This is a genomic window from Rhodococcus sp. IEGM 1351 (assembly GCF_030056875.1).
Lineage (GTDB): Bacteria > Actinomycetota > Actinomycetes > Mycobacteriales > Mycobacteriaceae > Rhodococcus_F > Rhodococcus_F opacus.
Genome location: NZ_JASHKU010000009.1, coordinates 190942 through 211217, shown reverse-complemented (window position 1 = coordinate 211217; position 20276 = coordinate 190942). Strand labels below are relative to the sequence as shown.

The following is a 20276-nucleotide window of genomic DNA, read 5'->3' as shown; positions in this document are numbered from 1 at the left end:
CGGCGGTGCCGAAAGGATCGGCTAGCTGGTCGATGCGGATTCCTCGGCCTCGGTGACCTCGGCAACGGCTTCGGGCTCGGGCCGCGACTCGGATTCGGCCTCGGTGTCCGTCTCGGCGACGGCCCGCTCGACGACCTCGACGGCGCCGTCGTCGTAGGCGTCGAATTGCGGCGAACCGGCACCCGAAGGCAGCAGGGTGTCGGAGTGGGCACCGCAACCGTAGGTCGCGTCGACCACGTGCCCGTCGGCGGCCATCTCGTTGCCGCACACCCCGAACGACGCGTGCAGCGAACCGGCGAGCGGGAGGTAGAAGCCGCACAGCCCGCACGTCGACGGCGCGGCCTTGGCCATCTCGGAATCGGGGCCGTAGTCGCCGTCGTGCCAGCGTTCGGCAGCGTCGACGCGGCCTTCGAGGCTCATCACCTGCTTGCGGCCCAGGCCGAGTTCGAGGGCGGTCTCGTCGATCTCGGGGTCACCCGTCGCCATATAGCCCGGGACCAGGCGGGGGTCACCGGCCGGCGGTGCCAGCAGATCGCCCGCGGACAGGTCGCCGGGGCGGATGCGCTGGTCCCACGGGATCCATTCGGGTGCGACCAGCGCATCGGGTCCGGGGAGGAGGGCGAGTTCGCTGACGGTGGCATGGTCCGCTTCGGGATCGGCAGCCACCACCACCGCCCACTGCCAGCCCCGGTAGCCCGGAAGGTCCGCAACGAAACGGTGAGTCGCGGCGCACGCGTCCTCGGACGTGACGCCCAGGTAGTCGCCGACTCCCCCTTCCTGCAGTTCGACCAAGGCGGTTCGGGCGAGCTCGACGGCGTCGGTCAGTACGGGACGCGCCACTGCGCGCTCGTCGGAAGAAGCAACACTCACACCACCAGTTTGCCGCACCACCGCAAGTGCGTGCCCACCTGGGCTGTCATGCTGGTCCGATGACCGGCCGGAGGCACCTCGTCCCAGCCCTGCTCGCGGTGGCGTGGATGGTCACCGCGTGCTCCCCGGAGAGTCCCGTGGCGGCGGACGCGTCCGACGCGGACCTTCACGTGGAGATCGTCCGCACCCTCGACCACGACCCGAATGCGTTCACCCAGGGACTCGAGATCGACGGCATCGAGTTGCTCGAGGGCACCGGCCGGCCCGGCGAGTCCTGGGTGCAGGCCACCGACCTCGACAGCGGCACCGTCCGGATGCGTGCCGAATTGCCGTCTCCCCTGTTCGGCGAGGGCATCACGGTGAGCGGCGACACGATCTGGCAGCTGACGTGGCGTGACGGGGTGGCCGTCGCCCGGGATCGCGCGACACTCGCCGAACAGCGGCGTGTCCCGTTCGACGGCGAAGGGTGGGGCATCTGCGCAGTGCCCGACGCGCTCGTCACCAGTGACGGCTCACCCACCCTCACGTTCCGCGACCCGGTCACGTTCGAACCCCGGCGCACCGTGCAGGCGGTGCAGGACGGAAGCCCGCTGGCCGGCCTCAACGAACTCGAATGCGCGGACGACGGTACGATCTACGCGAACATCTGGACCACCGACACCCTCGTCCGCATCCATCCCTCGGACGGGCGGGTCACCGCGGAGATCGACGCCTCCGCCGTCCGCGACGCCCTTCCGCCCGGCCCGCGGGACGTCGACGTCCTCAACGGCATCGCCCAGATCCCGGGAACGGACCGCTTCCTCGTCACCGGAAAGTACTGGCCGCGCATGTTCGAGGTGCGGTTCGTTCCCTGACAGGCCGATCTGACCAGCATTGGCCGGGGTTGCTGTGGTCGCATGTCTCCCGACTAGGACAGAATTAGGGAGTGACCGGACCGCGCGAACCCTACGAGCCTGACGGCGGTCGGGCTCCTGACGAGAATTCCGGGCCCCCCGTTCATCCCGGCTACGACAAATACCCGCCCGCCGCACGTTCGGGAGGTCGACGCACACCGCTCCCACCCCTCCATCCGGTCGGCGGCGGGCAGCGTCCCCGTTCCGACGAGGAGCGGGCCGACGCCCCCAAGGCGCCGCCGATGCCGCGCAAACTCACCGTCACCCGGGTCGCGGCAATGCGCAGCCGGGAACTCACCAACAAGGGCATCGCGACGTTCCATCGCGCGGCCAAGGCGGACGGTGCGGACAAGTCGGGGCTCACCGCGCTCACCTACGCGGTGATGGCCAACAACGCGACCGACGCGGCCATTGCCGTCGCCCTGGCGAACACACTGTTCTTCTCGGCCGCGACGGGCGAAGACAAGACGAAGGTCGCGCTGTACCTTCTGATCACCATCGCCCCGTTCGCCGTCATCGCTCCACTGATCGGTCCGATGCTCGACCGGCTTCAGCACGGCCGTCGCGTCGCACTGGCCACGTCGTTCGGTCTCCGGACGATCCTGGCGATCGTCCTCGTCTTCAACTTCGACAGCTGGGTGCTGTATCCGGCCGCGCTCGGAATGATGGTGCTCAGCAAGTCCTTCTCGGTGCTCAAGAGCGCGGTCACACCACGTGTGCTGCCACCGGAGATCGACCTGGTGCGAGTCAACTCCCGGCTCACCGTGTTCGGACTGCTCGGCGGAACCATCGGTGCCGGCGCCCTCGCGGGTGGTCTCGCCATGGCCACCGGATCCGTCGGCGCGCTGTGGCTGGCGGCGGTCATCACCGCCCTCGGCGCGTACCTCAGCATGCGGATCCCGTCGTGGGTGGAGGTCACCGAGGGCGAGGTCCCCGCCACCCTCACGTATCATGGCGACGAGCACCCCACCGAGGTGCTGGGACGCACCCGCGTGCTGCAACCCGAGGCCGCGGCCACGGCGAAATCCGGTAAACGCAGGCAACCGCTGGGCCGCGCGGTCATCACCGGGTTGTGGGGCAACAGCACCATCCGCGTGCTCACCGGGTTCCTCACGCTGTACATCGCGTTCGTCGCGAAGTCGAGGACCGACCACGAGCCGCTGGTGCAGGCCGCGATGCTCGGTCTGGTCGGCGCCGCCGCCGGCATCGGCAACTTCACCGGCAACGCCGCGGGTGCCCGGATCAAGCTCGGCCGTCCCGCCCTCATCGTGCTGCGCTGCACGGGTGCCGTGTGGGTCATCGCCGTCCTCGCCGCGATCACCGACAACCTGCTGACCGCCGCCCTGGCCACCCTCGTCGCGTCGGCGGCCAGCGCCCTGGCCAAGGTGTCGCTGGACGCGTCGTTGCAGCACGACCTGCCCGAGGAATCGATCGCGTCCGGATTCGGTAGATCGGAGACGGTTCTACAGCTGAGCTGGGTCGTGGGTGGCGCGCTGGGCGTCCTGCTGCCCACTGAATACTGGATCGGGTTCTCCGTCGTCTCTGCCGTCATGACCATCGGCCTCGTCCAGACCGTCCTCACGTACCGCGGGAGCACCCTCCTGCCCGGGCTCGGCGGAAAACGTCCCGACCTGGCCGAACAAGAAGTGTCCGAGCCCCACTCGACCCACCGGGCCGACCGATCGACAGGAAATGTGAAGTAAGTGAGAATGCAGGCGCGAACCAAGAAGATCCTGGCACTGATTGCGGTGGGCCTGATGGTGGTCCTGGTGGCCTTCGTCGGAGTCATGTACGCGCTCATCCGCAATTCCTCGCCCCGCCTGCCCGAGATCACCGCCTTCGCGCACAACCGGGCCGAGCAGATCCCCCCGCTGGCGTACTGCAACCTGTATCTCGAGGACTGCACGACCGGCGACCTCGCCGAACTCGACGTGCCCCCCGGCTCCTCGCTGCAGCTGTCGCTGCCGCAGGAGATCGTCGATGCACCGTGGCGCATGCTCGTCGTGTACCAGGACGCATCGGGGCAGGTCGTCGTCCAGCAACAGGCTCACCGTGCCGGTGAGACCCGCGCCGTGACCGTGCCGTCGTCGGAGGACCTGCAGCTGGCAGGCGTCGAGATCCAGTTGCCGTCCGCCGTCATCGACGAGCAGGGGCTCACGCAGGCGCGGGCCGCCTGGTCGATCAAGACGGCCTGACCGAGCCGCTCACACGAGAAGGGCCTCCGCGCACCGATGCGCGGAGGCCCTTCTCGTCGTTCGTCGAATCAGCTGTCGAGCTCGCGCGCGACGGCGCGGACCACCTCGGAGATGCGCTGGGCGGTCTTGCGGTCCGGGTACTTGCCCTTGCGCAGGTCGGGCTGGACCTTCGCCTCGAGCAGCGTGATCATGTCCTCGACCATGCCGTGGAGTTCGTCCGGCGTGTGCTTCTTGGCGGACGGCTCCTTGCGCGCGGCGTTCTGACGCAGCGACGGCGCCGGGTCGAGCACCTTCAGGCTCAGAGCCTGGGGGCCGCGTCGACCGGCGGCCATGCCGAACTCGACACGCTGGCCGGCCTTGAGGCCCTCGACGCCCTCGGGAAGAGCGGACGAACGCACATAGACGTCCTCCCCTTCTTCCTGCGACAGAAAGCCGAAGCCCTTTTCGACGTCGTACCACTTCACCTTGCCGGTCGGCACCGCGTTCACCCGCTCATCACTTGGAGTGCAGTTGGTTGCACTTGGTATGCAAAACAGCGCGCCCCACCTCTGGTGCGGGACGCGCAGTGCCCACAGTCTACCTTGGACAGACCCCCTCCGGCATCCGGGTTTCCAGGCACTATCGTTGCTGGTGTGGCCCACGAACCGACTCCTTCGAGCACTCCTCAGACACCCCGGAGGGGCGACGGACTCCTGCGCGTCGCACTCGCCCTCTTCGCGATCGGCTTCGTCGCGATCGTGGCGATCTTCCTGACCCCGGTGCTCTCCGATTCCGAACCGGGCCTCGTTCTCTATCTCATCGCCCTGGCGTGCCCGATCGGCTTCCTTCTCGGAATCGTCGCGGCACTGAGGCAGGGCCGACGCTCGCGCTGACACATCCGACCACCGACCGATGGGACGATCATGAGAATTCTGCTCAACATCATCTGGCTGATCTTCGGCGGTCTGTGGCTGGCGCTGGGGTACTTCGTCGCCGGAATCCTCTGCTGCATCCTGATCATTACGATCCCGTTCGGCATCGCGTCGTTCCGGGTCGGCGTCTACGCACTGTGGCCGTTCGGCAAGACGGTGGTCGACAAGCCGACGGCCGGTGTGGCCTCGCTGATCGGCAACGTCATCTGGTTCGTCATCGCTGGTCTGTGGCTCGCGATCGGGCACGTCGTGACGGCAATCGCCATGGCGATCACGATCATCGGTATCCCGCTCGCGGTCGCAAATCTCAAGATGATCCCCATCTCGCTCATGCCCCTCGGCAAGGACATCGTCGACGCTCCCCAGTGATGTGAGCTTCCTCACATAACGGCTCGGTAACGGAAGGGCAACGGCTCGGCGATACGGACGTCTTGTCGCCACTAGCTGGGAAGAGTCCCTGCGCGCCCAATGAGGCCCCGCAACAGGCGAAGACACTCCGCGTTATCAAATGGTGACACTGCGGCCTCGGACCGTTACCGTCGTCACCGGCCGAGGAAACATCGGCCACATCCGGCCCGCCGCGCCAAGCCTCGTCCCGCGGGTACCGGAGTCCCGACGAAGCATTCCAGGGACGAGGACGGGGGACCCAAAGTCCTCCAGGGAACGCAAGTTCTCAGACGGACACCGATCCGAATGTGCCTCGCACACTCGGATCTTGGGGTGAAGCCAGACCCTCTCCAGCCAGGAGAGGCGAGGCCGGGCGACCTCTCAGCCCGAACCCGACAGCTGACCTCGCAGGCGCGTGTGGAGAGGATCTCGACCACTATGAGCGGACGCCATCGCAAGCCCACCACCACCGGCCGCACCGTCGCCAAGGTCGCCGTCACCGGCGCCATCATGGGCGTCGCCGGAGCAGCCTTCTCGGGCACCGCGAACGCGGCACCCGACTCCGACTGGGACCGCCTCGCGCAGTGCGAGTCCGGCGGAAACTGGGGAATCAACACCGGAAACGGCTTCCAGGGCGGACTCCAGTTCTCCCCGAGCACGTGGAACGCACACGGTGGAACCCAGTACGCGGCCACCGCCAACCAGGCCTCGCGTGAAGAGCAGATCGTCGTCGCCGAGAAGGTCCTCGACTCCCAGGGCTGGGGCGCTTGGCCGTCCTGCTCCTCGAGCCTCGGCCTGAGCAGCGCACCCACCCAGCGCACCGCCCCCGCAACCGTGCCCGAGGCCCCCGCGGCGCCGGCACTCCCCGACCTCACGGGCGGCGTCCCCAGCACCAACGGCACCTCGCAGTACGCCGGTGCCGTCGACAGCGCGATCGAGGCCGTCAAGGCTCAGGGCATCGCGATCGATCCCCAGATCCTGCAGCTCATCGACGCGAACAAGGGACTGCTCCCGCAGTAATCCCCCGCAATTCACAGAAGAGGGGCCCTGCACCGATCCGGTGCAGGGCCCCTCTTCTGTCGTCGGGTCAGCGGTTGATCACGGTGTGCGGATGCGCGTACGGCAGTGAGTCCGCCGGCAGCGGGAACTCGGTGTCCTCGCCGAACGGGGACAATCCGCCCGCACGGCTCGACGACAGTTCGGTCACGGCGCTATCTCCATCGGCGGTTTCGGGCCACCCTGGATCCACGTACTGCTTCTTCGAATTGTTAGCCACGGTGCCATTTTGACAGGAGCATTCGGCGACGTACAGCCCAGGTCTCTAATCTGATAGTCGATGACCGACACCGACGACACCACCGCGAGCACCAACGGCACCGCAGCCTCGTCCCGCGGCGCCGCGACCCTCGCGGACTGGCTGGCCGCGCGCAGCGACGCCGAACTGACGGATCTGCTTCGCAAACGCCCCGACCTGGCGGTTCCACCGCCGGCCACGATCGTCGTCCTCGCCGGCCGCGCCGAACAGCGGGCATCGGTGGCCCGCGCGGCCGACAACCTGACGTCCCTGGACTTCGGCATCCTCGAGCTCCTGGCGCTCGAACGGGCCGACGAAGTCGCCGTGCCGCGGGCCACCCTGCAGGACGCGGTGGGCTCGCGGGCGACGAAGAAGACCGTCGACGCGACGCTGGACGGCCTGCGGTCCGTGGGGATCGTCTGGGGGGACAAGACGTCGCTGCGTATCGTTCCCGCCGTCGTGGCCACCATCCCGTGGCGGGTCGGGCGCAGCGCCGAGCCTGTCGAGACGCTCGACGAACCCGGGATCACGGCCGCGCTGGCCGGACTGCAGAGCGTCGAGCGGGACATCCTCGAGACCCTGTCGAAGTCGAGTTCGATCGGACGGACGCGTGACGCGGCTCCCGGAACACCCCCCGACCGTCCCGTCCAGCGGCTCCTCGCCGCCGGGCTGCTGCGGTGGATCGACGACGAAACCGTCGAACTGCCCTACCAGGTGCGGCAGGTCCTGCGCGGGGAGGCCGTCTTCGACCCCACGTCGCTGGCAGCGCCCACCGTGACCGGCCGCAAGCACAAGCCGGCCGACATCAACGCCGCCGCGGCAGGTGAGGCGCTCGAACTGGTTCGTCACTGCGAGGACGTCGTCAAGGCTCTCGGCGAGGTGCCGGCGCCTGCGCTGCGGGCAGGTGGTCTCGGTGTCCGCGAACTGCGGCGGATCGCCAAGACGTCCGGCATCGACGAGAACCGGCTGAGCCTACTCGTCGAGCTGCTCTCGGCCGCGGGACTGATCGCGAGCGGCACCCCGGACCCGGCCCCGACGTCCGACAGCGGGGAGAACTACTGGGCTCCGACCACCGCGGTCGACAACTGGCTCACTGCGCCGGTCGCCCGGCGGTGGCACGCCCTGGCCGCCGCGTGGCTGGAACTGCCGCGCATGGCGTGGTTCATCGGCATGCGCGATGCCAACGACAAACCGGTCGCCGCCCTGTCCGAGGAAGTGCGCGCGCCGTCCGCGCCGCGCGACCGGCAGGCGATCCTCGGGCTGCTGGCGGAGTTGGGCAGCGGCCACTCGGCGGATCCCGCGGAGGTCAGCCGGCTGCTGGCGTGGCGTCGCCCCCGCTGGGGTGCCCGGCTGCGGGTCCACGCGGTGGAACGCACCCTCGACGAGGCCGCGACGCTCGGACTCGTCGCCCGCGGCGCGCTCAGTTCCCCCGGACGCGCACTGCTCCACGGCGGCGACGCCGAGGCCGAGATGCACGCGTCGCTGCCCGAACCCGTCGACCACGTCCTCGTCCAGGCCGACCTGACGGTCGTCGCCCCCGGCCCGCTGACCCCCGATCTTCTGGAGCAGATCACACTGGTCGCGGACATCGAGTCCGCCGGGGCGGCGTCGATGTACCGGATCAGCGAAGACAGCGTCCGCCGCGCCCTCGACGTCGGGATGACGGCAGCCGAACTGCACAGCCTCTTCGCGACCCGGTCACGCACACCCGTCCCGCAGTCGCTGTCGTATCTGATCGACGACGTCGCGAGACGGCACGGCCGGCTCCGGGCGGGCGTCGCGGCGTCGTTCGTCCGCTGCGAGGACCCCACACTGCTCGCGGAGGTCCTGGCGTCGCCGGTGGCTTCATCTCTGGCCCTGCGCGCGTTGGCACCGACGGTGGCGGTGTCGCAGGCACCGCTCCGGGAAGTGCTGGGCGAACTGCGGGCGGCCGGTTTCGCGCCCGCAGGCGAGGACTCGTCCGGCGCCCTGGTCGACCTGCGCCCCCGCGGCGCCCGGGTCCTGACCCGGCGCAAGGCTCCCGCGGGCCGCACCCCGGCTGTCGCCACGGACGCCCAGCTCGACGCGGTCGTCCGGACCCTCCGCGCCGGTGACCTGGCGGCGTCGGCCAAGGGGTCCGGCAGCGTCCGGTCCGACGGGTCGCGGGCCAGCAGCGCCGCGACCATCGCCCTGCTCAACGCCGCGGCGCGGGAACGCACGAGCGTAACGATCGGTTACGTCGACGCGCAGGGCGTGGCGACGCACCGCATCGTCGATCCCGTGAGTGTCGGCGGCGGTCAGCTCGACGCGTTCGATCCGGCGAGCGGCGCGGTCCGGCGATTCACCCTCCACCGCATCACGTCCGTCGCCCGCGTCGTCTGACCCGTGAGTACTTGTCAACCACGGGCGGTTAACAAGTACTCACGGGTCAGATAACGATTCTGCGCAAACGCCCAGGAATTCCGGGGCGCGCAATACCGTGATGCTGGTATGTACCTGGCCGGGGACGACTACCAGGAGGCAGAACCGTGATTTGCACAGCAACGAAGCCGTCACATGGCTGGTTACGAGGCGTCGTCCGGCTCATGGTTGCCGTGGTGATCCTGCCGCTGGCGTTCGTCCTCGTCGGCGGCGGAACGGCCTCCGCCGACCCGTACAGCCGTCTGCGCGAGCACTGGGTCGACGCCCCCGGCGGGGTCGGGCAGATCAAGGTGCGGATGTGGCTCGCGAACAACGGCAGCAACAAGGCCCTCTATTTGCTCGACGGCCTCCGCGCGACCAACGACGTCAGCGGGTGGGAACACGAGACCAACGCCGCGTGGCTGTCCGACCACGGGATCACGGTCGTCGAGCCGGTCGGCGGACAGTCCAGCTTCTACACGGACTGGTACGCGCCCAGCAACACCAACGGTCAGCCGTACACGTACAAGTGGGAGTCGTTCCTCACGCAGAACCTGCCCGACTTCCTGGCGAACAATTACGGCATCAGCCGTACCAGCAACGCCATCGCCGGGCTGTCGATGGGCGGCAACGCGGCGTTGATCCTCGCCGCCTACCACCGCGACCAGTTCACGTTCGCGGGCTCGATGTCGGGGTATCTGAACCTGTCGGCGCCGGGCATGCGTGAGGCGATCCGGTTGGCGATGCTCGACTCCGGTGGCTACAACTCCGACTGCATGTGGGGCCCGCCGTGGGATCCGGCGTGGCTCCGCAACGACCCGTTCGTCGCGGCGCCCCTCATGCGCGGGCTGCCGATGTGGATCTCGGCGGGCGCTGGCCTCCCCGGCCCGCACGATCAGCCGCAATCCGCCATCGACGTGTTCAACGTCGGAACCGGCATGGGCCTCGAGGCCATCGCGCTGGCCCAGAACCGTGCCTTCCAGGTGCGGCTCGACACCCTCGGCATCCCCGCGCACTACGACTTTCCGGCGACGGGAACCCACAGCTGGGGCTACTGGCAGGACCAGCTGTGGGCCATGTTGCCGATGATGAAGGCGTCGATCGGCGCCTGACCATGGCCTCCGGCCCCGTGAGTACTTGTTAACGTCCCGCGGTTAATAAGTACTCACGGGCGGCGAAGCCGCATAGGCTCGCGCCGCGGTGCTCAACCGGTGCGCCGCCGGGACAGGTTCTCGGTTGCGAGCCGGACGCGTTCCTCCGTGGCCAGGTCCAGTGATGCCGTGGCCTCGTCCAGCAGCAGGATGTCGGGGTCCACCAATTCGGCGCGGGCGAGGGCCAGCAACTGACGTTGCCCGGCCGACAGGTTGCGCCCGTGCTCCCCGATCGGCTGCAGGTAGCCGAGGGCGAGCCGGGACACCATCTGGGGGGGCCCCGACCGCTCGGCTGGCGGCCTCGACCTCCGCGTCGGTCGCGTCCGGGCGCCCGTAGGCGACGGCGTCGCGGACGGTGGCGCCGAACAGGTGCGGCTCCTGCGGAACGACACCGAGTCGCTGCCGGAACGACGCGAGGTCCAGTGACCGGGTGTCGATACCGTCGATCCGCACCGCGCCGTCGGTGGGGTCGTAGAACCGGGCGAGCAACTTGAGCACCGTCGACTTGCCCGCGCCGGTCTGGCCGACGAGGGCGACCGTCTCGCCCGGTTCGATGCGAAGCGCCACCCCTCGCAGCGCCTCTCCCTTGCCGGATTCGTACGCGAAATGGACGTCGTCGAACACGATGCCGCCCTGGAGGCGGTCGAGGACGATCGGCTCGCCCGCCTGCGGCGTGGTGGTCGGTGTCCGCATCAGACCCCGCAGTCGGCCGAGTCCGATCACCGCCTGCTGGTAGCCGTCGAACACCTGCGAAAGCTGTTGCACGGGAGCGAAGAACAGTTCGACGTAGAGCACGAAGGCAATCAGGGTGCCGACGGTGAGGGTTCCGCGAGCTGATCGGTCGCCTCGAGCTGAAGCCGGGTGGTCTTGATCGACACGCTGAGCGAGGTTCCCTCCGGAACCTGATCGGGCACAGCGTCATCGAGAGCCAGCCCGCCGGAGGAACCGGAGGTGCAGGACGCGAGCCCGAGCGCCACGACGCCGGCGAAGGCGGTGCGTGTGAGGCGGCGATACCCGGCGGAAGACACGAGTGAACTGGACATGAATGATCCTTCGAAGGATGTGATCTCCGGTCGGGCACACCGGACGTGGTCGGTCGAGTGCCACAATGGAGCGAGAAAGGAAGAACAGAAAGGTATTTCGAGCGTCCGCCGAGGTCAGCGCGGAGACGTCAGATGCGACCCGGTCGCGAGCGGCGACAACAGGACTCGGAGCAACACGAGGATGTACGCACGCTGTCCGCCATGGTGGTGTTCACACCAATATCCTTGCGATCCAGTGCAATCGACGTCAACATAGCTTCCCACCGAATTAACTCCGGACCTGTGATACACGTCACGATATGCCGGCCAACGGCCGCACGAAGCTGGTGAGAGGCGCCCGGTAGAGCTCCGCGAGGATCACGGAGCCGGCGGATAACGGCAGTGCCCGCCGGGGAAAACTGGTGGACAACACGGACCGTGAGGGGTCGTCACACGTCGCCGACGACTCCCCGACTGCTCGCCGAACCGTGTCGAGAGAACCCGGAATCCGGCTCACGCCTTGGTCGCAGACGATCAGGACCTCCGGATTGAACAGGTCGAGCAGACGCGCTGCGACCACCCCCACGGAGTGCGCCCGTTCCTCGAACAGTGCCAGTGCCGCCGGCTGCCGACGTCGACCCGCGTCGAGAAGGTCGCCGAAGATCGGCCGCTCGATGATGCCGAGTTGCATCGCCCTGCGCACCAGCACCCGATCCGACAGGGTGGCCTGCACGCATCCGGTACGTCCGCAGGTGCACTCCTCGACACTGTTCTCGACGGGCACGTGCGCCACCGCGCCTGCCGCCGCGCGAGGACCGTGGTGGACCACGCCTCCGGTCGCGAATGCGGCGTCCACCACGTTCCCGACGAAGAGCTGCACCACGCTGTCCCGCGCCCGCGGCTCCCCGAACAACACCTCCGCGTCGATGAGGGCGCGCGCGTGCGAATCCATCCGGACGTCCAGACCGGTGCGGTGCTCGAGATCCGCCCTGACCGGGTACCCGTTCCATCCCGGGATCGGATGCTCAGGCACCACACCCGATTCCGAGTCGATCCAGCCGCCGGCCGCGAAACCGACGCCGATCGGGACGGATACGTCGCCGTGTCGGGCGGCCAGCGCCTCGAGGGTCGTCACCGCGTTCCGCAGGATCTCGGCCGGTCCCAGCCCGAGGTGCGGATCACGGGATCGCGCCAGCACCTGCCCGCGCAGGTCGAGCAACGCTGTGGTCACGTGGGTCATCGCCAGATGGATGCCGTAGACGACGAAACGGCTGTCGTCGAGGTCCACCGGGACGTGTGGCCGTCCCAGACCGGTGGGTCCCGAGATCTCCGGCAGTTCCCGCAGTAGACCGCGTTCGACGAGCTGTGCGCTGGCGGTGGTCACCGTCGCGGGTGAGAGCCCGGTGACCCGTGCGATCGTGCTGCGCGCGACCGGCCCGCGGTCGAGGACGGTGCGCAGCACCGTGCCCGCGCTGGCGCCGGAAGGGCCGGCACCACGCCGGGTGTCGGGCTGGGTTCGCGCCATCGTTCCCACCTTCCCCGTGCGCAGTGATCTCGGTAGATCTCGAACGCTAACGAAGGGGAACGTGCAGTTCAACGGACTCGATTCCCGTGAATTTAACTCCCTGTGAGTACTTACTAACGTCCCGCGGTTAACAAGTACTCACGCGGCGCTAGCCACCCAGATTGACCTCGATGCAGTACGTGCGCTCGGGTTCGGAGAACGCGATGGGGAATGCGGTGTCGAACTCGTTGCACAGGGTTTCGTCGTTCTCGCCGTCCGCGCGTCTGACGACCTTGACGGTCTGCGTGTCGGTGCAGTCGGACGGCACGATCCGGCCGTCGTCCTCGAGCAGGTAGCAGGACCCCTCGATCATGTTCGGAACGAGGCAGAGCGTGGTCTGCACGCCCTCGTCCTCGCTCACGAGGGTGTAGGAGAAGTAGTCTTCCGCGCACTGGACGTCGCCGTCGTTCTTCTGCGCCACCTCGTACGTGGCCTCGCTGTCGGAGCAGTCCCGCTTCTCGTGTGAGGTGTCGGCCGCGGTCGTCGACGCGGATTCGAAGAACAGGCAGTCGCCGACGTCGAGAGCGTTCTTGTCGGCGCTCCTCACGGCGAACACACCGAACGCGGCGATGGCGGCGAGAATCACGACGGCGACGACACCGAGAGTGATGAACAACCCCTTCCGCGATTTCTTCGGCGGCGGCGGGTACTGGCCGGGCGGATACTGGCCGGGCTGCTGCCCGTACCGGCCCGGCGGGTACTGACCGGGCTGCTGCCCGTACTGCCCCTGCGGGTACGGCTGCTGCGGGTACTGCCCCTGCTGGTAGGGCTGCTGCGGCCCACCTTGCGGGTACGGTTGCTGCGGGTTGTTCGGCGGTTCGCCGGGGACGTTCGGATCGGGACGGTTGGGGTCGTCGGGGGGCTGGGTCATCGCGAGCCTCGTCTCTGGGTCGATCCATCCGGCTGCACCTCAATTTAGGCCCCGACCGCCGCGGATGTGCAGGTATCGCGCCGCGTCGGAGGCTGCGACGTGGCGCGGTGTCGCTCAGATCAGGACAATGGACAGGCTGGCTACATCCGGCACCGCATTTTCGAGGAGGCTTCCGTGACCGACGGACCGTTGATCGTCCAATCCGACAAGACCCTGCTGTTGGAGGTCGATCACGAACGCGCGAACGACGCCCGCCAGGCGATCGCGCCGTTCGCGGAACTCGAGCGCGCGCCCGAACACGTCCACACCTACCGGATCACCCCGCTGGCCTTGTGGAACGCGCGCGCCGCCGGACACGACGCCGAGCAGGTGGTCGATGCGCTGGTCAACTTCTCCCGGTACGCGGTGCCCCAGCCGCTGCTGGTCGACATCGTCGACACGATGGCCCGGTACGGGCGGCTGCAGCTGGTGAAGAACCCGGCCCACGGTCTGACGCTGGTCAGCCTGGACCGCGCGGTCCTCACCGAGGTGACCCGGCACAAGAAGATCGCCCCGATGCTCGGTGCCCGGGTCGACGACGACACGGTCGTGGTCCACCCGAGCGAGCGCGGCCGTCTCAAGCAGTTGCTGCTCAAGGTCGGCTGGCCGGCGGAGGATCTTGCCGGGTACGTCGACGGCGAGGCGCACGCCATCGACCTGGACTTCGACGGCACGTCCCCCGGGTCCGCGGACGGCCAGTGGCACCTGCGCGACTATCAGGAGATGGCCGCCGACTCGTTCTGGGCGGGCGGGTCCGGCGTCGTCGTCCTGCCCTGTGGTGCGGGTAAGACGATGGTCGGTGCGGCGGCGATGGCCAAGGCGAAGGCCACCACGTTGATCCTGGTGACGAACACGGTCGCGGGACGGCAGTGGAAGCGCGAGCTGATCGCGCGCACGTCGCTCACCGAGGAGGAGATCGGCGAGTACTCGGGCGAGCGCAAGGAGATCCGTCCGGTCACGATCGCCACGTACCAGGTGATCACCCGGCGCACCAAGGGCGAATACAAGCATCTGGAACTGTTCGATTCCCGCGACTGGGGTCTCGTGATCTACGACGAGGTGCACCTCCTGCCCGCACCGGTGTTCCGCATGACCGCCGACCTGCAGTCCCGTCGACGCCTCGGCCTCACCGCCACCCTGGTGCGCGAGGACGGCCGTGAGGGCGACGTGTTCTCGCTGATCGGACCCAAGCGGTACGACGCGCCGTGGAAGGACATCGAGGCGCAGGGGTGGATCGCGCCCGCCGACTGCGTGGAGGTGCGGGTGACGCTGACGGACGCCGAACGGATGTCGTACGCGGTCGCCGAACCCGATGAGCGGTACAAGCTGTGTTCCACCGCGCACACCAAGATCGCGGTGGTGAAGTCGATCCTGGAACGGCACACCGACGCACCGACGTTGATCATCGGCGCGTACCTCGACCAGCTCGACGAACTGGGTGAGGCGTTGAACGCCCCGGTCATCAAGGGGTCGACCAAGAACAAGGAGCGGGAGGAACTGTTCGACCGTTTCCGGGCGGGCGAGATCCAGACGCTGGTCGTCAGCAAGGTCGCGAACTTCTCGATCGACCTGCCGGAAGCGTCTGTCGCCGTTCAGGTTTCGGGTACGTTCGGTTCTCGCCAGGAGGAGGCTCAGCGTCTGGGCCGCCTGCTGCGACCCAAGCACGACGGCGGCCAGGCCCACTTCTACTCGGTGGTGGCACGCGACACGCTCGACGCCGAGTACGCCGCCCACCGGCAGCGCTTCCTCGCCGAGCAGGGGTACGCGTACCGGATCACCGACGCGGACGACCTGCTGGGCCCGGCCATCGGGTGACCGCCTGCCACCGGACCGGGGCCTCTAAGCTGGGGCCGTGCGACATTTCGAGTTCACCGTCGACCGGCCCTACGCGAAGTCTGTCAACCAGACGTTCGCCGACATGCGACGCCTGCAGGTGTCGGCGATCGTGGTGGCGCTGCTGTTCGCGGCCGCCGCTGCCGGTCTGATCCTGCTCGCCCACCCCTGGTCGATCATCCTCGGTGTCGTCGTGGCGATCGCCGCGCTGACGTCCGTGTGGGTGGCGTTCTGGGTGCCGAAGAAGGTCGGCAGCATCGAGGAGTTGTACGCGAAGAGCCCGCTGGTGCCTGCGGTCGTCTCGGAGGTCCATCCCCGCGCGGTCACCCTGCTGTCGCTGATCGACGTCGCGAAGCCCTCGGCGGGCCGGGCGTCGTACGCCCTCGTCACTCGCAACGTTCCGATCCGGACCGGTCAGAAGCAGCGGGTGGGCGACAGGGTGCCGTCCGTCGCACTCCTGAACGACCGCAGCACCCGCAACGACGCCGACACGTGGGAGATGGTCAGCCCGATGCCGATCGCGTGGGGCACCCGCGACGCGGCCGTGCGTTCCCGCGCGGAGGACGCCATCGATCAGGTCGAATGGGATTTCCTGCAGAGCCGGATCCCCGAGTCCGAGCAGATCCGGACCAGCCCCGAGCAGCGAGTCGCGGTGTCCGAGCACGACCTTCCGGAGGGCCTGCGCTGATCGGCCGCTAGTCGGGCCAGCCTTCGGCCGGTTGCCGCGGGTCGCCTGCGAGCAGGGCGGCCACCCACGAATCGCGCCGGACGCCGCGCTGCACGAGCCCGGCGCGCTGGATGCCCTCGAACCGGAAGCCCACCCGGCGGGCGACCGCCGCCGAGTCGAGATTGCCGACGAACGCGCGCCATTCGATGCGTTCTAGCCCCAGGCTGTCCGGCCGGAACGCGAAATCGCACACCAGGTTCACCGCGGTCGTCATGAGACCCCGCGACCGTGCCGCCGGCGACAGCCAGTATCCGATCTCCGCCGCCGTCACGTCCCGAGCCATCAGTCCGATCATCCCCAGCACGGGACCGTCCTCGCGTTCGCGCAGCGCCCAGGTGGGACTGCGGTCGGCCCAGCCGGACGGCACCGTCTGCCGCACGAACTGCTCGGCGTCCGAGCGGCCGTACGGCGCGGGCATCGTCGTCCACTCGGCTATCGACGCGTCGCTGCATGCCGCGCAGATCTCGTCGACGTCGGTGACGACCGGCGGGCTCAGCCACACGTTGTCGGCGGCGAGGGTGACGACGAACATGCCCGCCACTCTATGCCCGGTAACGCGGTCCGCTGATCAACGCAGCGCGGGCAGCACTTCGTTCTCGAACAGTTCGATGCCCGAGGTGTCGTACGCGGCTTCGGGGAAGTAGAAGATGCCGTAGGACATGCCCTGCTCCTTCAGCACCGACAGCTTCTCGACGATCTGCTCCGGCGTTCCCACGCCGGGCATTCCGCGGAAGGCTCCCAGCGCACCCTCGGCGGCCTCGGCGCCGACGTGGGGGGTGAGCCGGTCCTTCAGGGTGAGCAACCGCTGCTCGACCTCCGCCTCGGTGGTGCCGATCGCGACGTTGTAGTTGGCCGAGCGGGTGATGGCGTCGAAGTCGGTGCCGACGGTGTCGCAGTGCTTCCGCAGGATCTCGGATTTCTGCGCGAAGCCCTCGGGTGTGCCGTCGAAGTTGGTGTACTGCGCGTACTTTGCCGCGATCTTCAACGTCACCTTCTCGCCGCCGCCGGCGATCCACAGTGGAATGCCGCCTTCCTGCAACGGAAGTGGGCGGACGATGGCTCCGTCGACCTGGTAGTGCTTGCCTTCGAGGGTCGCGGTGCCGTTGGTCCAGGCCTGACGCATGATCTGCACGCCCTCGTCGAGTCGGCCGAGACGCACACCGGCGGAGGGGAATCCGTATCCGTACGCTTTCCACTCGTGCTCGTACCAGCCGCCGCCGATGCCCATCTCGACGCGTCCGCCCGAGATGAGGTCGGTGGTGGCGGCGACCTTCGCGAGGTAGGCGGGGTTGCGGTAGCTCATCGCCGTACACATCTGGCCGAGACGCACCCGCGAGGTGACCGCCGCGAACGCGGACATGAGGGTCCACGCCTCGTGCGTGGCCTCCTCCGTCGGTGCCGGGACGGTATGGAAGTGGTCGTAGACCCACAGCGAATCCCAGGACGAACCCTGATCGGCGCGCAACGCGAAGTCGCGCATCACCGACCACTGATCCGAGGGATCGATTCCGACGAGATCCAGTCGCCAACCTTGAGGAACGAACAATCCGAAGCGCATGAAACGAATGTACCTATGCTTCCTGTTTTTCGAGCGGTGAGGAACCGGGCTCCGACGCGGTCGGCGGTGGCCACGGGGAATAGACCGGGATGAACCGGAACAGGAGTCCGGCGCCGACCAGCGCCGCTGCCCCGATCGCGGCGACGGCAGCCCCGAGCGGAACCACCGCGGCGAGCGTGCCGACGCCGAAGGGTCCGGCGAACATGCCGGTGTCGTGGGTGAGCCGCCAGGCGGCGAGGAATTCGGCGCGCGTCGCCGGTGGGGAGATGTCGGCGCCGAGCGTCATGATCACGCCGTTGCCGAGCCCGTTGCCGATTCCCATCAGGACAGCGACGACACCGATCGACAGGAGGTCGTGCGAAAACGGCAACGCCAGGCAGGACGCCCCGATCACCAGAAGCGACGGCACCGCGATGAACCGGCGGCCGTACCGGTCCATGAAGTGTCCGGCCGGATACGAGCACAGCAGATCGACCGCCGCTCCGACTCCGAAGACGAGACTGACCTGGGCGGCATCGAGTCCGAGATGGGCAGCCCACAGTGGCAGCACCGCCTCCCGCGAGGCGCGGGCCGCCCCCATCAGGAGCGACCCGGCGCCGAGCGTGGCCAGCAACTTCCGGTGCCGGCGCACAATCGACGGCAGCGTCGCGTGGGTACCGGCGGTGCCTGCGGGGCGCCTCGGCGGGTCGGGGACTCTCGACATCAGCCATCCGGACAGCACGACGCCGACGAACTGCACCATGAATCCGCCCCGGGCGCCGACCACAAGGATCACGGCGGCACCGAGCAGCGGTCCCACGAAGAAGCCGAGCCGCCACATCGCCGCGAACGACGACATCGCCCGGGCGCGCAGCCCGATCGGCACGGCGTCGGCCAGGTAGCTCTGGCGGGCCAGCCCCCACACGGCGTTGGCGAGCCCGGTCAGCAGTGCGCCCACACCCAGCATCCACGGTGTCTGCGCGAGCAGACAGACCAGCACTCCGGCGGCGCCGACGGTACTGCCGCCGATGATGGACCGCCGCTCCCCGAACCTGGCGACGATCCGGCCCGCGGGCAGGTCGCCCAGGACGGCGCCGAGCCCGACGACCGCGACGATCAGCCCGGACACGGCCACGGACGCACCCAGTTCGCGGGCCGTCAGTGCCATAACCGGGGCGGCGGCCCCCTGGCCGATGCCGAAGATCGCGGCGGGGACGAAGACGGTGGTGACGAGAGGTTTCAGACCGGTCTCGCCGCTCATGCGCTCGCTTCGTCGACCGCGCCCGCGAACCGGTTACCGACGTCCGTGAGACCGTAGTGACCGCGCAGGGTGGTCGCGGTGTACTCCGTCCGGAACAGTCCGCGCTGCTGCAGGATCGGGACGACACGGTCGACGAAGTCGTCCAGTCCGCCGGGCAGGTAGGGCGGCATGATGTTGAAACCGTCGGCCGCGCCCTGCTCGAACCACGTCTGCAGTTCGTCGGCCACCTGTTCGGGCGTGCCGGCGAACGTGCGGTGCCCGCGTCCGCCACCGAGCAGCCCGATCAGCTGCCGGACGGTGAGCGAACCGTCCGCGGCGAGATCCTTCACCAGCTGGTAGCGGCTCTTGTTGCCATGGATCTCGTCCAGCGGCGGAAGCGGCGGAAGCGGGGCGTCGAGGGAATGCTTCGTGAGGTCGACACCGAGCATCGTGGACAGCTGCCGCAGCGAGTACTCGGGCGAGATCAGGTCGGTGAACGACTGCTCGAGCGCCTTCGCCTCCTCCTCGGTGTCCGCGATGAACGGCACGATGCCGGGGAGCACCTTCAGGTCGCCGGCATTGCGGCCGTGCTTGACGACACGCGCCTCGAGGTCGCGGTAGAACTCCTGACCCTGCTCCAGGGTGCGCTGTGCGGTGAAGACGGCCTCGGCGTACCGCGCGGCGAACTCCTTGCCGCTCTCGGACGAGCCGGCCTGCACCAGCAGCGGCCGCCCCTGGGCGGACCTCGGCGAGTTGAGCGGCCCCTTGACCCGGAACCGCGGCCCGTCGTGGTCGATGGTGTGGACCTTGCCGGGGTCGGCGAACACGCCGGTCTCCGGGTCGAGCACCACCGCGCCGTCCTCCCAGCTGTCCCACAGGGCGAGCGTGACGTCGACGAATTCCTCTGCGCGCTCGTACCGTCCGCTGTGGGCGGGGATGCCGTCGACGCCGAAGTTCGCCGCCTCGTCCGCACCGGCCGAAGTCACGATGTTCCACCCTGCCCGGCCGCCGCTGATGTGGTCGAGCGACGTGAACTTGCGTGCCAGGTTGTACGGGTCGGAGTAGCTCGTGGAGGCCGTGGCGATCAGTCCCACGTGTTCGGTGGCGACGGCGATCGCCGACAGCAACGTGACGGGCTCGAAGATCGCCTGCGTGTTGTGCTTGATCCGCGGTCCGACGGCGAGACCGTCCGCGAAGAACACGGAATCGAGCTTGCCCCGCTCCGCGATCCGGCCGAGTTCCTGGAAGTGTGCGACGTCCAGAACGCGGTGCGCCTCGGTGCGGGGATGGCGCCACGCCGCCTCGTGATGTCCCACACCCATGAGAAAGGCGTTGAGGTGGAACTGGGAATCCTGTGACATGT

At 68.6% G+C, this 20276-nt stretch carries 21 protein-coding genes, 1 pseudogene and 1 riboswitch; of the genes and pseudogenes, 10 read left to right on the top strand and 12 right to left on the bottom strand.

Annotated elements, in window-relative coordinates; all coding sequences use genetic code 11:
* Positions 1-21 precede the first annotated feature (21 nt).
* Entirely contained in the window at positions 22-891 is an 870-nt protein-coding gene (locus QM806_RS18140; RefSeq protein WP_039952938.1) for a DUF3027 domain-containing protein, read from the bottom strand.
* A gap of 38 nt (positions 892-929) precedes the next feature.
* Here QM806_RS18140 and QM806_RS18135 point away from each other — a divergent pair, with 38 nt between their 5' ends.
* From QM806_RS18135 to QM806_RS18125, 3 genes are all read left to right on the top strand, one after another.
* Positions 930-1724: a glutaminyl-peptide cyclotransferase gene (locus tag QM806_RS18135; protein ID WP_283292283.1), complete on the top strand. Its 795-nt coding sequence runs from the start codon at positions 930-932 to the stop codon at positions 1722-1724.
* A gap of 71 nt (positions 1725-1795) precedes the next feature.
* Entirely contained in the window at positions 1796-3466 is a 1671-nt protein-coding gene (locus tag QM806_RS18130) for an MFS transporter (RefSeq protein WP_043793363.1), read from the top strand.
* A 6-nt stretch (positions 3467-3472) separates the two neighbouring features.
* Positions 3473-3958, top strand: a complete 486-nt coding sequence (locus QM806_RS18125; protein WP_005572753.1) for a DUF2771 domain-containing protein — start codon at positions 3473-3475, stop codon at positions 3956-3958.
* A gap of 68 nt (positions 3959-4026) precedes the next feature.
* On the opposite strand, the gene QM806_RS18120 is transcribed toward QM806_RS18125, so the two are convergent.
* Positions 4027-4437, bottom strand: coding sequence for a cold-shock protein (locus QM806_RS18120; RefSeq protein ID WP_005255275.1), 411 nt, complete (start codon positions 4435-4437; stop codon positions 4027-4029).
* A gap of 153 nt (positions 4438-4590) precedes the next feature.
* Here QM806_RS18120 and QM806_RS18115 point away from each other — a divergent pair, with 153 nt between their 5' ends.
* From QM806_RS18115 to QM806_RS18105, 3 genes are all read left to right on the top strand, one after another.
* The gene (locus QM806_RS18115; RefSeq protein ID WP_005255274.1) at positions 4591-4830 is read left to right on the top strand and encodes a hypothetical protein; all 240 of its coding nucleotides are present in this window, start codon (positions 4591-4593) and stop codon (positions 4828-4830) included.
* A gap of 30 nt (positions 4831-4860) precedes the next feature.
* Positions 4861-5238 carry a YccF domain-containing protein gene (locus tag QM806_RS18110; RefSeq protein WP_005244158.1) on the top strand — a complete coding sequence of 126 codons (378 nt, stop codon included), beginning with the start codon at positions 4861-4863 and terminating at the stop codon, positions 5236-5238.
* A 234-nt stretch (positions 5239-5472) separates the two neighbouring features.
* Positions 5473-5686, top strand: a riboswitch (cyclic di-AMP (ydaO/yuaA leader).
* An 8-nt stretch (positions 5687-5694) separates the two neighbouring features.
* The gene (locus QM806_RS18105) at positions 5695-6276 is read left to right on the top strand and encodes a transglycosylase family protein (protein ID WP_005570332.1); all 582 of its coding nucleotides are present in this window, start codon (positions 5695-5697) and stop codon (positions 6274-6276) included.
* A 67-nt stretch (positions 6277-6343) separates the two neighbouring features.
* Here QM806_RS18105 and QM806_RS18100 read toward each other — a convergent pair whose 3' ends face one another.
* The gene (locus QM806_RS18100) at positions 6344-6532 is read right to left on the bottom strand and encodes a hypothetical protein (protein ID WP_025431899.1); all 189 of its coding nucleotides are present in this window, start codon (positions 6530-6532) and stop codon (positions 6344-6346) included.
* Positions 6533-6592: 60 nt separating this feature from the next.
* On the opposite strand from QM806_RS18100, the gene QM806_RS18095 reads away from it, so the two are divergent.
* Together QM806_RS18095 and QM806_RS18090 are read left to right on the top strand one after the other, a co-directional pair.
* A complete protein-coding gene (locus QM806_RS18095; protein ID WP_064080133.1) occupies positions 6593-8911 on the top strand; it encodes a helicase-associated domain-containing protein in 2319 nt (772 codons plus the stop codon).
* A gap of 146 nt (positions 8912-9057) precedes the next feature.
* A complete protein-coding gene (locus tag QM806_RS18090) occupies positions 9058-10041 on the top strand; it encodes an alpha/beta hydrolase (protein ID WP_240482885.1) in 984 nt (327 codons plus the stop codon).
* A 92-nt stretch (positions 10042-10133) separates the two neighbouring features.
* Here QM806_RS18090 and QM806_RS18085 read toward each other — a convergent pair whose 3' ends face one another.
* The 5 genes and pseudogenes from QM806_RS18085 to QM806_RS18065 form a co-directional block, all read right to left on the bottom strand.
* Positions 10134-10349 carry an ATP-binding cassette domain-containing protein gene (locus tag QM806_RS18085; RefSeq protein ID WP_005572437.1) on the bottom strand — a complete coding sequence of 72 codons (216 nt, stop codon included), beginning with the start codon at positions 10347-10349 and terminating at the stop codon, positions 10134-10136.
* A 67-nt stretch (positions 10350-10416) separates the two neighbouring features.
* Positions 10417-10773: pseudogene (locus QM806_RS18080) on the bottom strand (ATP-binding cassette domain-containing protein); the annotation flags it as partial.
* Between the two features lie 110 nt (positions 10774-10883).
* A complete protein-coding gene (locus tag QM806_RS18075) occupies positions 10884-11123 on the bottom strand; it encodes a hypothetical protein (RefSeq protein ID WP_005561579.1) in 240 nt (79 codons plus the stop codon).
* Positions 11124-11415: 292 nt separating this feature from the next.
* Positions 11416-12627: an ROK family transcriptional regulator gene (locus QM806_RS18070; RefSeq protein ID WP_242323359.1), complete on the bottom strand. Its 1212-nt coding sequence runs from the start codon at positions 12625-12627 to the stop codon at positions 11416-11418.
* A 148-nt stretch (positions 12628-12775) separates the two neighbouring features.
* Complete coding sequence (locus tag QM806_RS18065; RefSeq protein ID WP_005564378.1) at positions 12776-13537, bottom strand: LppU/SCO3897 family protein; 762 nt, start codon at positions 13535-13537, stop codon at positions 12776-12778.
* A gap of 174 nt (positions 13538-13711) precedes the next feature.
* On the opposite strand from QM806_RS18065, the gene QM806_RS18060 reads away from it, so the two are divergent.
* Both QM806_RS18060 and QM806_RS18055 read left to right on the top strand, forming a co-directional pair.
* A complete protein-coding gene (locus QM806_RS18060; protein WP_005244182.1) occupies positions 13712-15391 on the top strand; it encodes a DNA repair helicase XPB in 1680 nt (559 codons plus the stop codon).
* 37 nt (positions 15392-15428) lie between these two features.
* Positions 15429-16097, top strand: a complete 669-nt coding sequence (locus tag QM806_RS18055; RefSeq protein ID WP_005564035.1) for a DUF3239 domain-containing protein — start codon at positions 15429-15431, stop codon at positions 16095-16097.
* Between the two features lie 7 nt (positions 16098-16104).
* Here the strand turns inward: QM806_RS18055 and QM806_RS18050 are convergent, their stop codons facing one another.
* Genes QM806_RS18050 through QM806_RS18035 form a run of 4 tightly spaced genes read right to left on the bottom strand, consistent with a single transcriptional unit; the run spans position 16105 to position 20274 of the window.
* Positions 16105-16668 (bottom strand): GNAT family N-acetyltransferase, encoded by a 564-nt coding sequence (locus tag QM806_RS18050; RefSeq protein ID WP_005564036.1) that lies wholly within the window; start codon positions 16666-16668, stop codon positions 16105-16107.
* 36 nt (positions 16669-16704) lie between these two features.
* Positions 16705-17694, bottom strand: coding sequence for an LLM class F420-dependent oxidoreductase (locus tag QM806_RS18045; protein WP_005564039.1), 990 nt, complete (start codon positions 17692-17694; stop codon positions 16705-16707).
* Positions 17695-17707: 13 nt separating this feature from the next.
* The gene (locus QM806_RS18040) at positions 17708-18934 is read right to left on the bottom strand and encodes an MFS transporter (protein ID WP_054247114.1); all 1227 of its coding nucleotides are present in this window, start codon (positions 18932-18934) and stop codon (positions 17708-17710) included.
* Positions 18931-20274, bottom strand: coding sequence for an LLM class flavin-dependent oxidoreductase (locus QM806_RS18035; protein ID WP_283292273.1), 1344 nt, complete (start codon positions 20272-20274; stop codon positions 18931-18933). Before QM806_RS18035 ends, QM806_RS18040 begins: the two co-directional genes overlap by 4 nt.
* Positions 20275-20276: the final 2 nt, after the last annotated feature.

What these genes read in the sequence shown, in the direction of transcription:
- QM806_RS18135 (WP_283292283.1), top strand. Translation starts at nt 930, where the DNA reads ATGACCGGCCGGAGGCACCTCGTCCCAGCCCTGCTCGCGGTGGCGTGG.
- QM806_RS18125 (WP_005572753.1), top strand. Translation starts at nt 3,473, where the DNA reads ATGCAGGCGCGAACCAAGAAGATCCTGGCACTGATTGCGGTGGGCCTG.
- QM806_RS18110 (WP_005244158.1), top strand. Translation starts at nt 4,861, where the DNA reads ATGAGAATTCTGCTCAACATCATCTGGCTGATCTTCGGCGGTCTGTGG.
- QM806_RS18105 (WP_005570332.1), top strand. Translation starts at nt 5,695, where the DNA reads ATGAGCGGACGCCATCGCAAGCCCACCACCACCGGCCGCACCGTCGCC.
- QM806_RS18095 (WP_064080133.1), top strand. Translation starts at nt 6,593, where the DNA reads ATGACCGACACCGACGACACCACCGCGAGCACCAACGGCACCGCAGCC.
- QM806_RS18085 (WP_005572437.1), bottom strand. Translation starts at nt 10,349, where the DNA reads ATGGTGTCCCGGCTCGCCCTCGGCTACCTGCAGCCGATCGGGGAGCAC.
- QM806_RS18075 (WP_005561579.1), bottom strand. Translation starts at nt 11,123, where the DNA reads ATGTCCAGTTCACTCGTGTCTTCCGCCGGGTATCGCCGCCTCACACGC.
- QM806_RS18070 (WP_242323359.1), bottom strand. Translation starts at nt 12,627, where the DNA reads ATGGCGCGAACCCAGCCCGACACCCGGCGTGGTGCCGGCCCTTCCGGC.
- QM806_RS18065 (WP_005564378.1), bottom strand. Translation starts at nt 13,537, where the DNA reads ATGACCCAGCCCCCCGACGACCCCAACCGTCCCGATCCGAACGTCCCC.
- QM806_RS18050 (WP_005564036.1), bottom strand. Translation starts at nt 16,668, where the DNA reads ATGTTCGTCGTCACCCTCGCCGCCGACAACGTGTGGCTGAGCCCGCCG.
- QM806_RS18045 (WP_005564039.1), bottom strand. Translation starts at nt 17,694, where the DNA reads ATGCGCTTCGGATTGTTCGTTCCTCAAGGTTGGCGACTGGATCTCGTC.
- QM806_RS18040 (WP_054247114.1), bottom strand. Translation starts at nt 18,934, where the DNA reads ATGAGCGGCGAGACCGGTCTGAAACCTCTCGTCACCACCGTCTTCGTC.
- QM806_RS18035 (WP_283292273.1), bottom strand. Translation starts at nt 20,274, where the DNA reads ATGTCACAGGATTCCCAGTTCCACCTCAACGCCTTTCTCATGGGTGTG.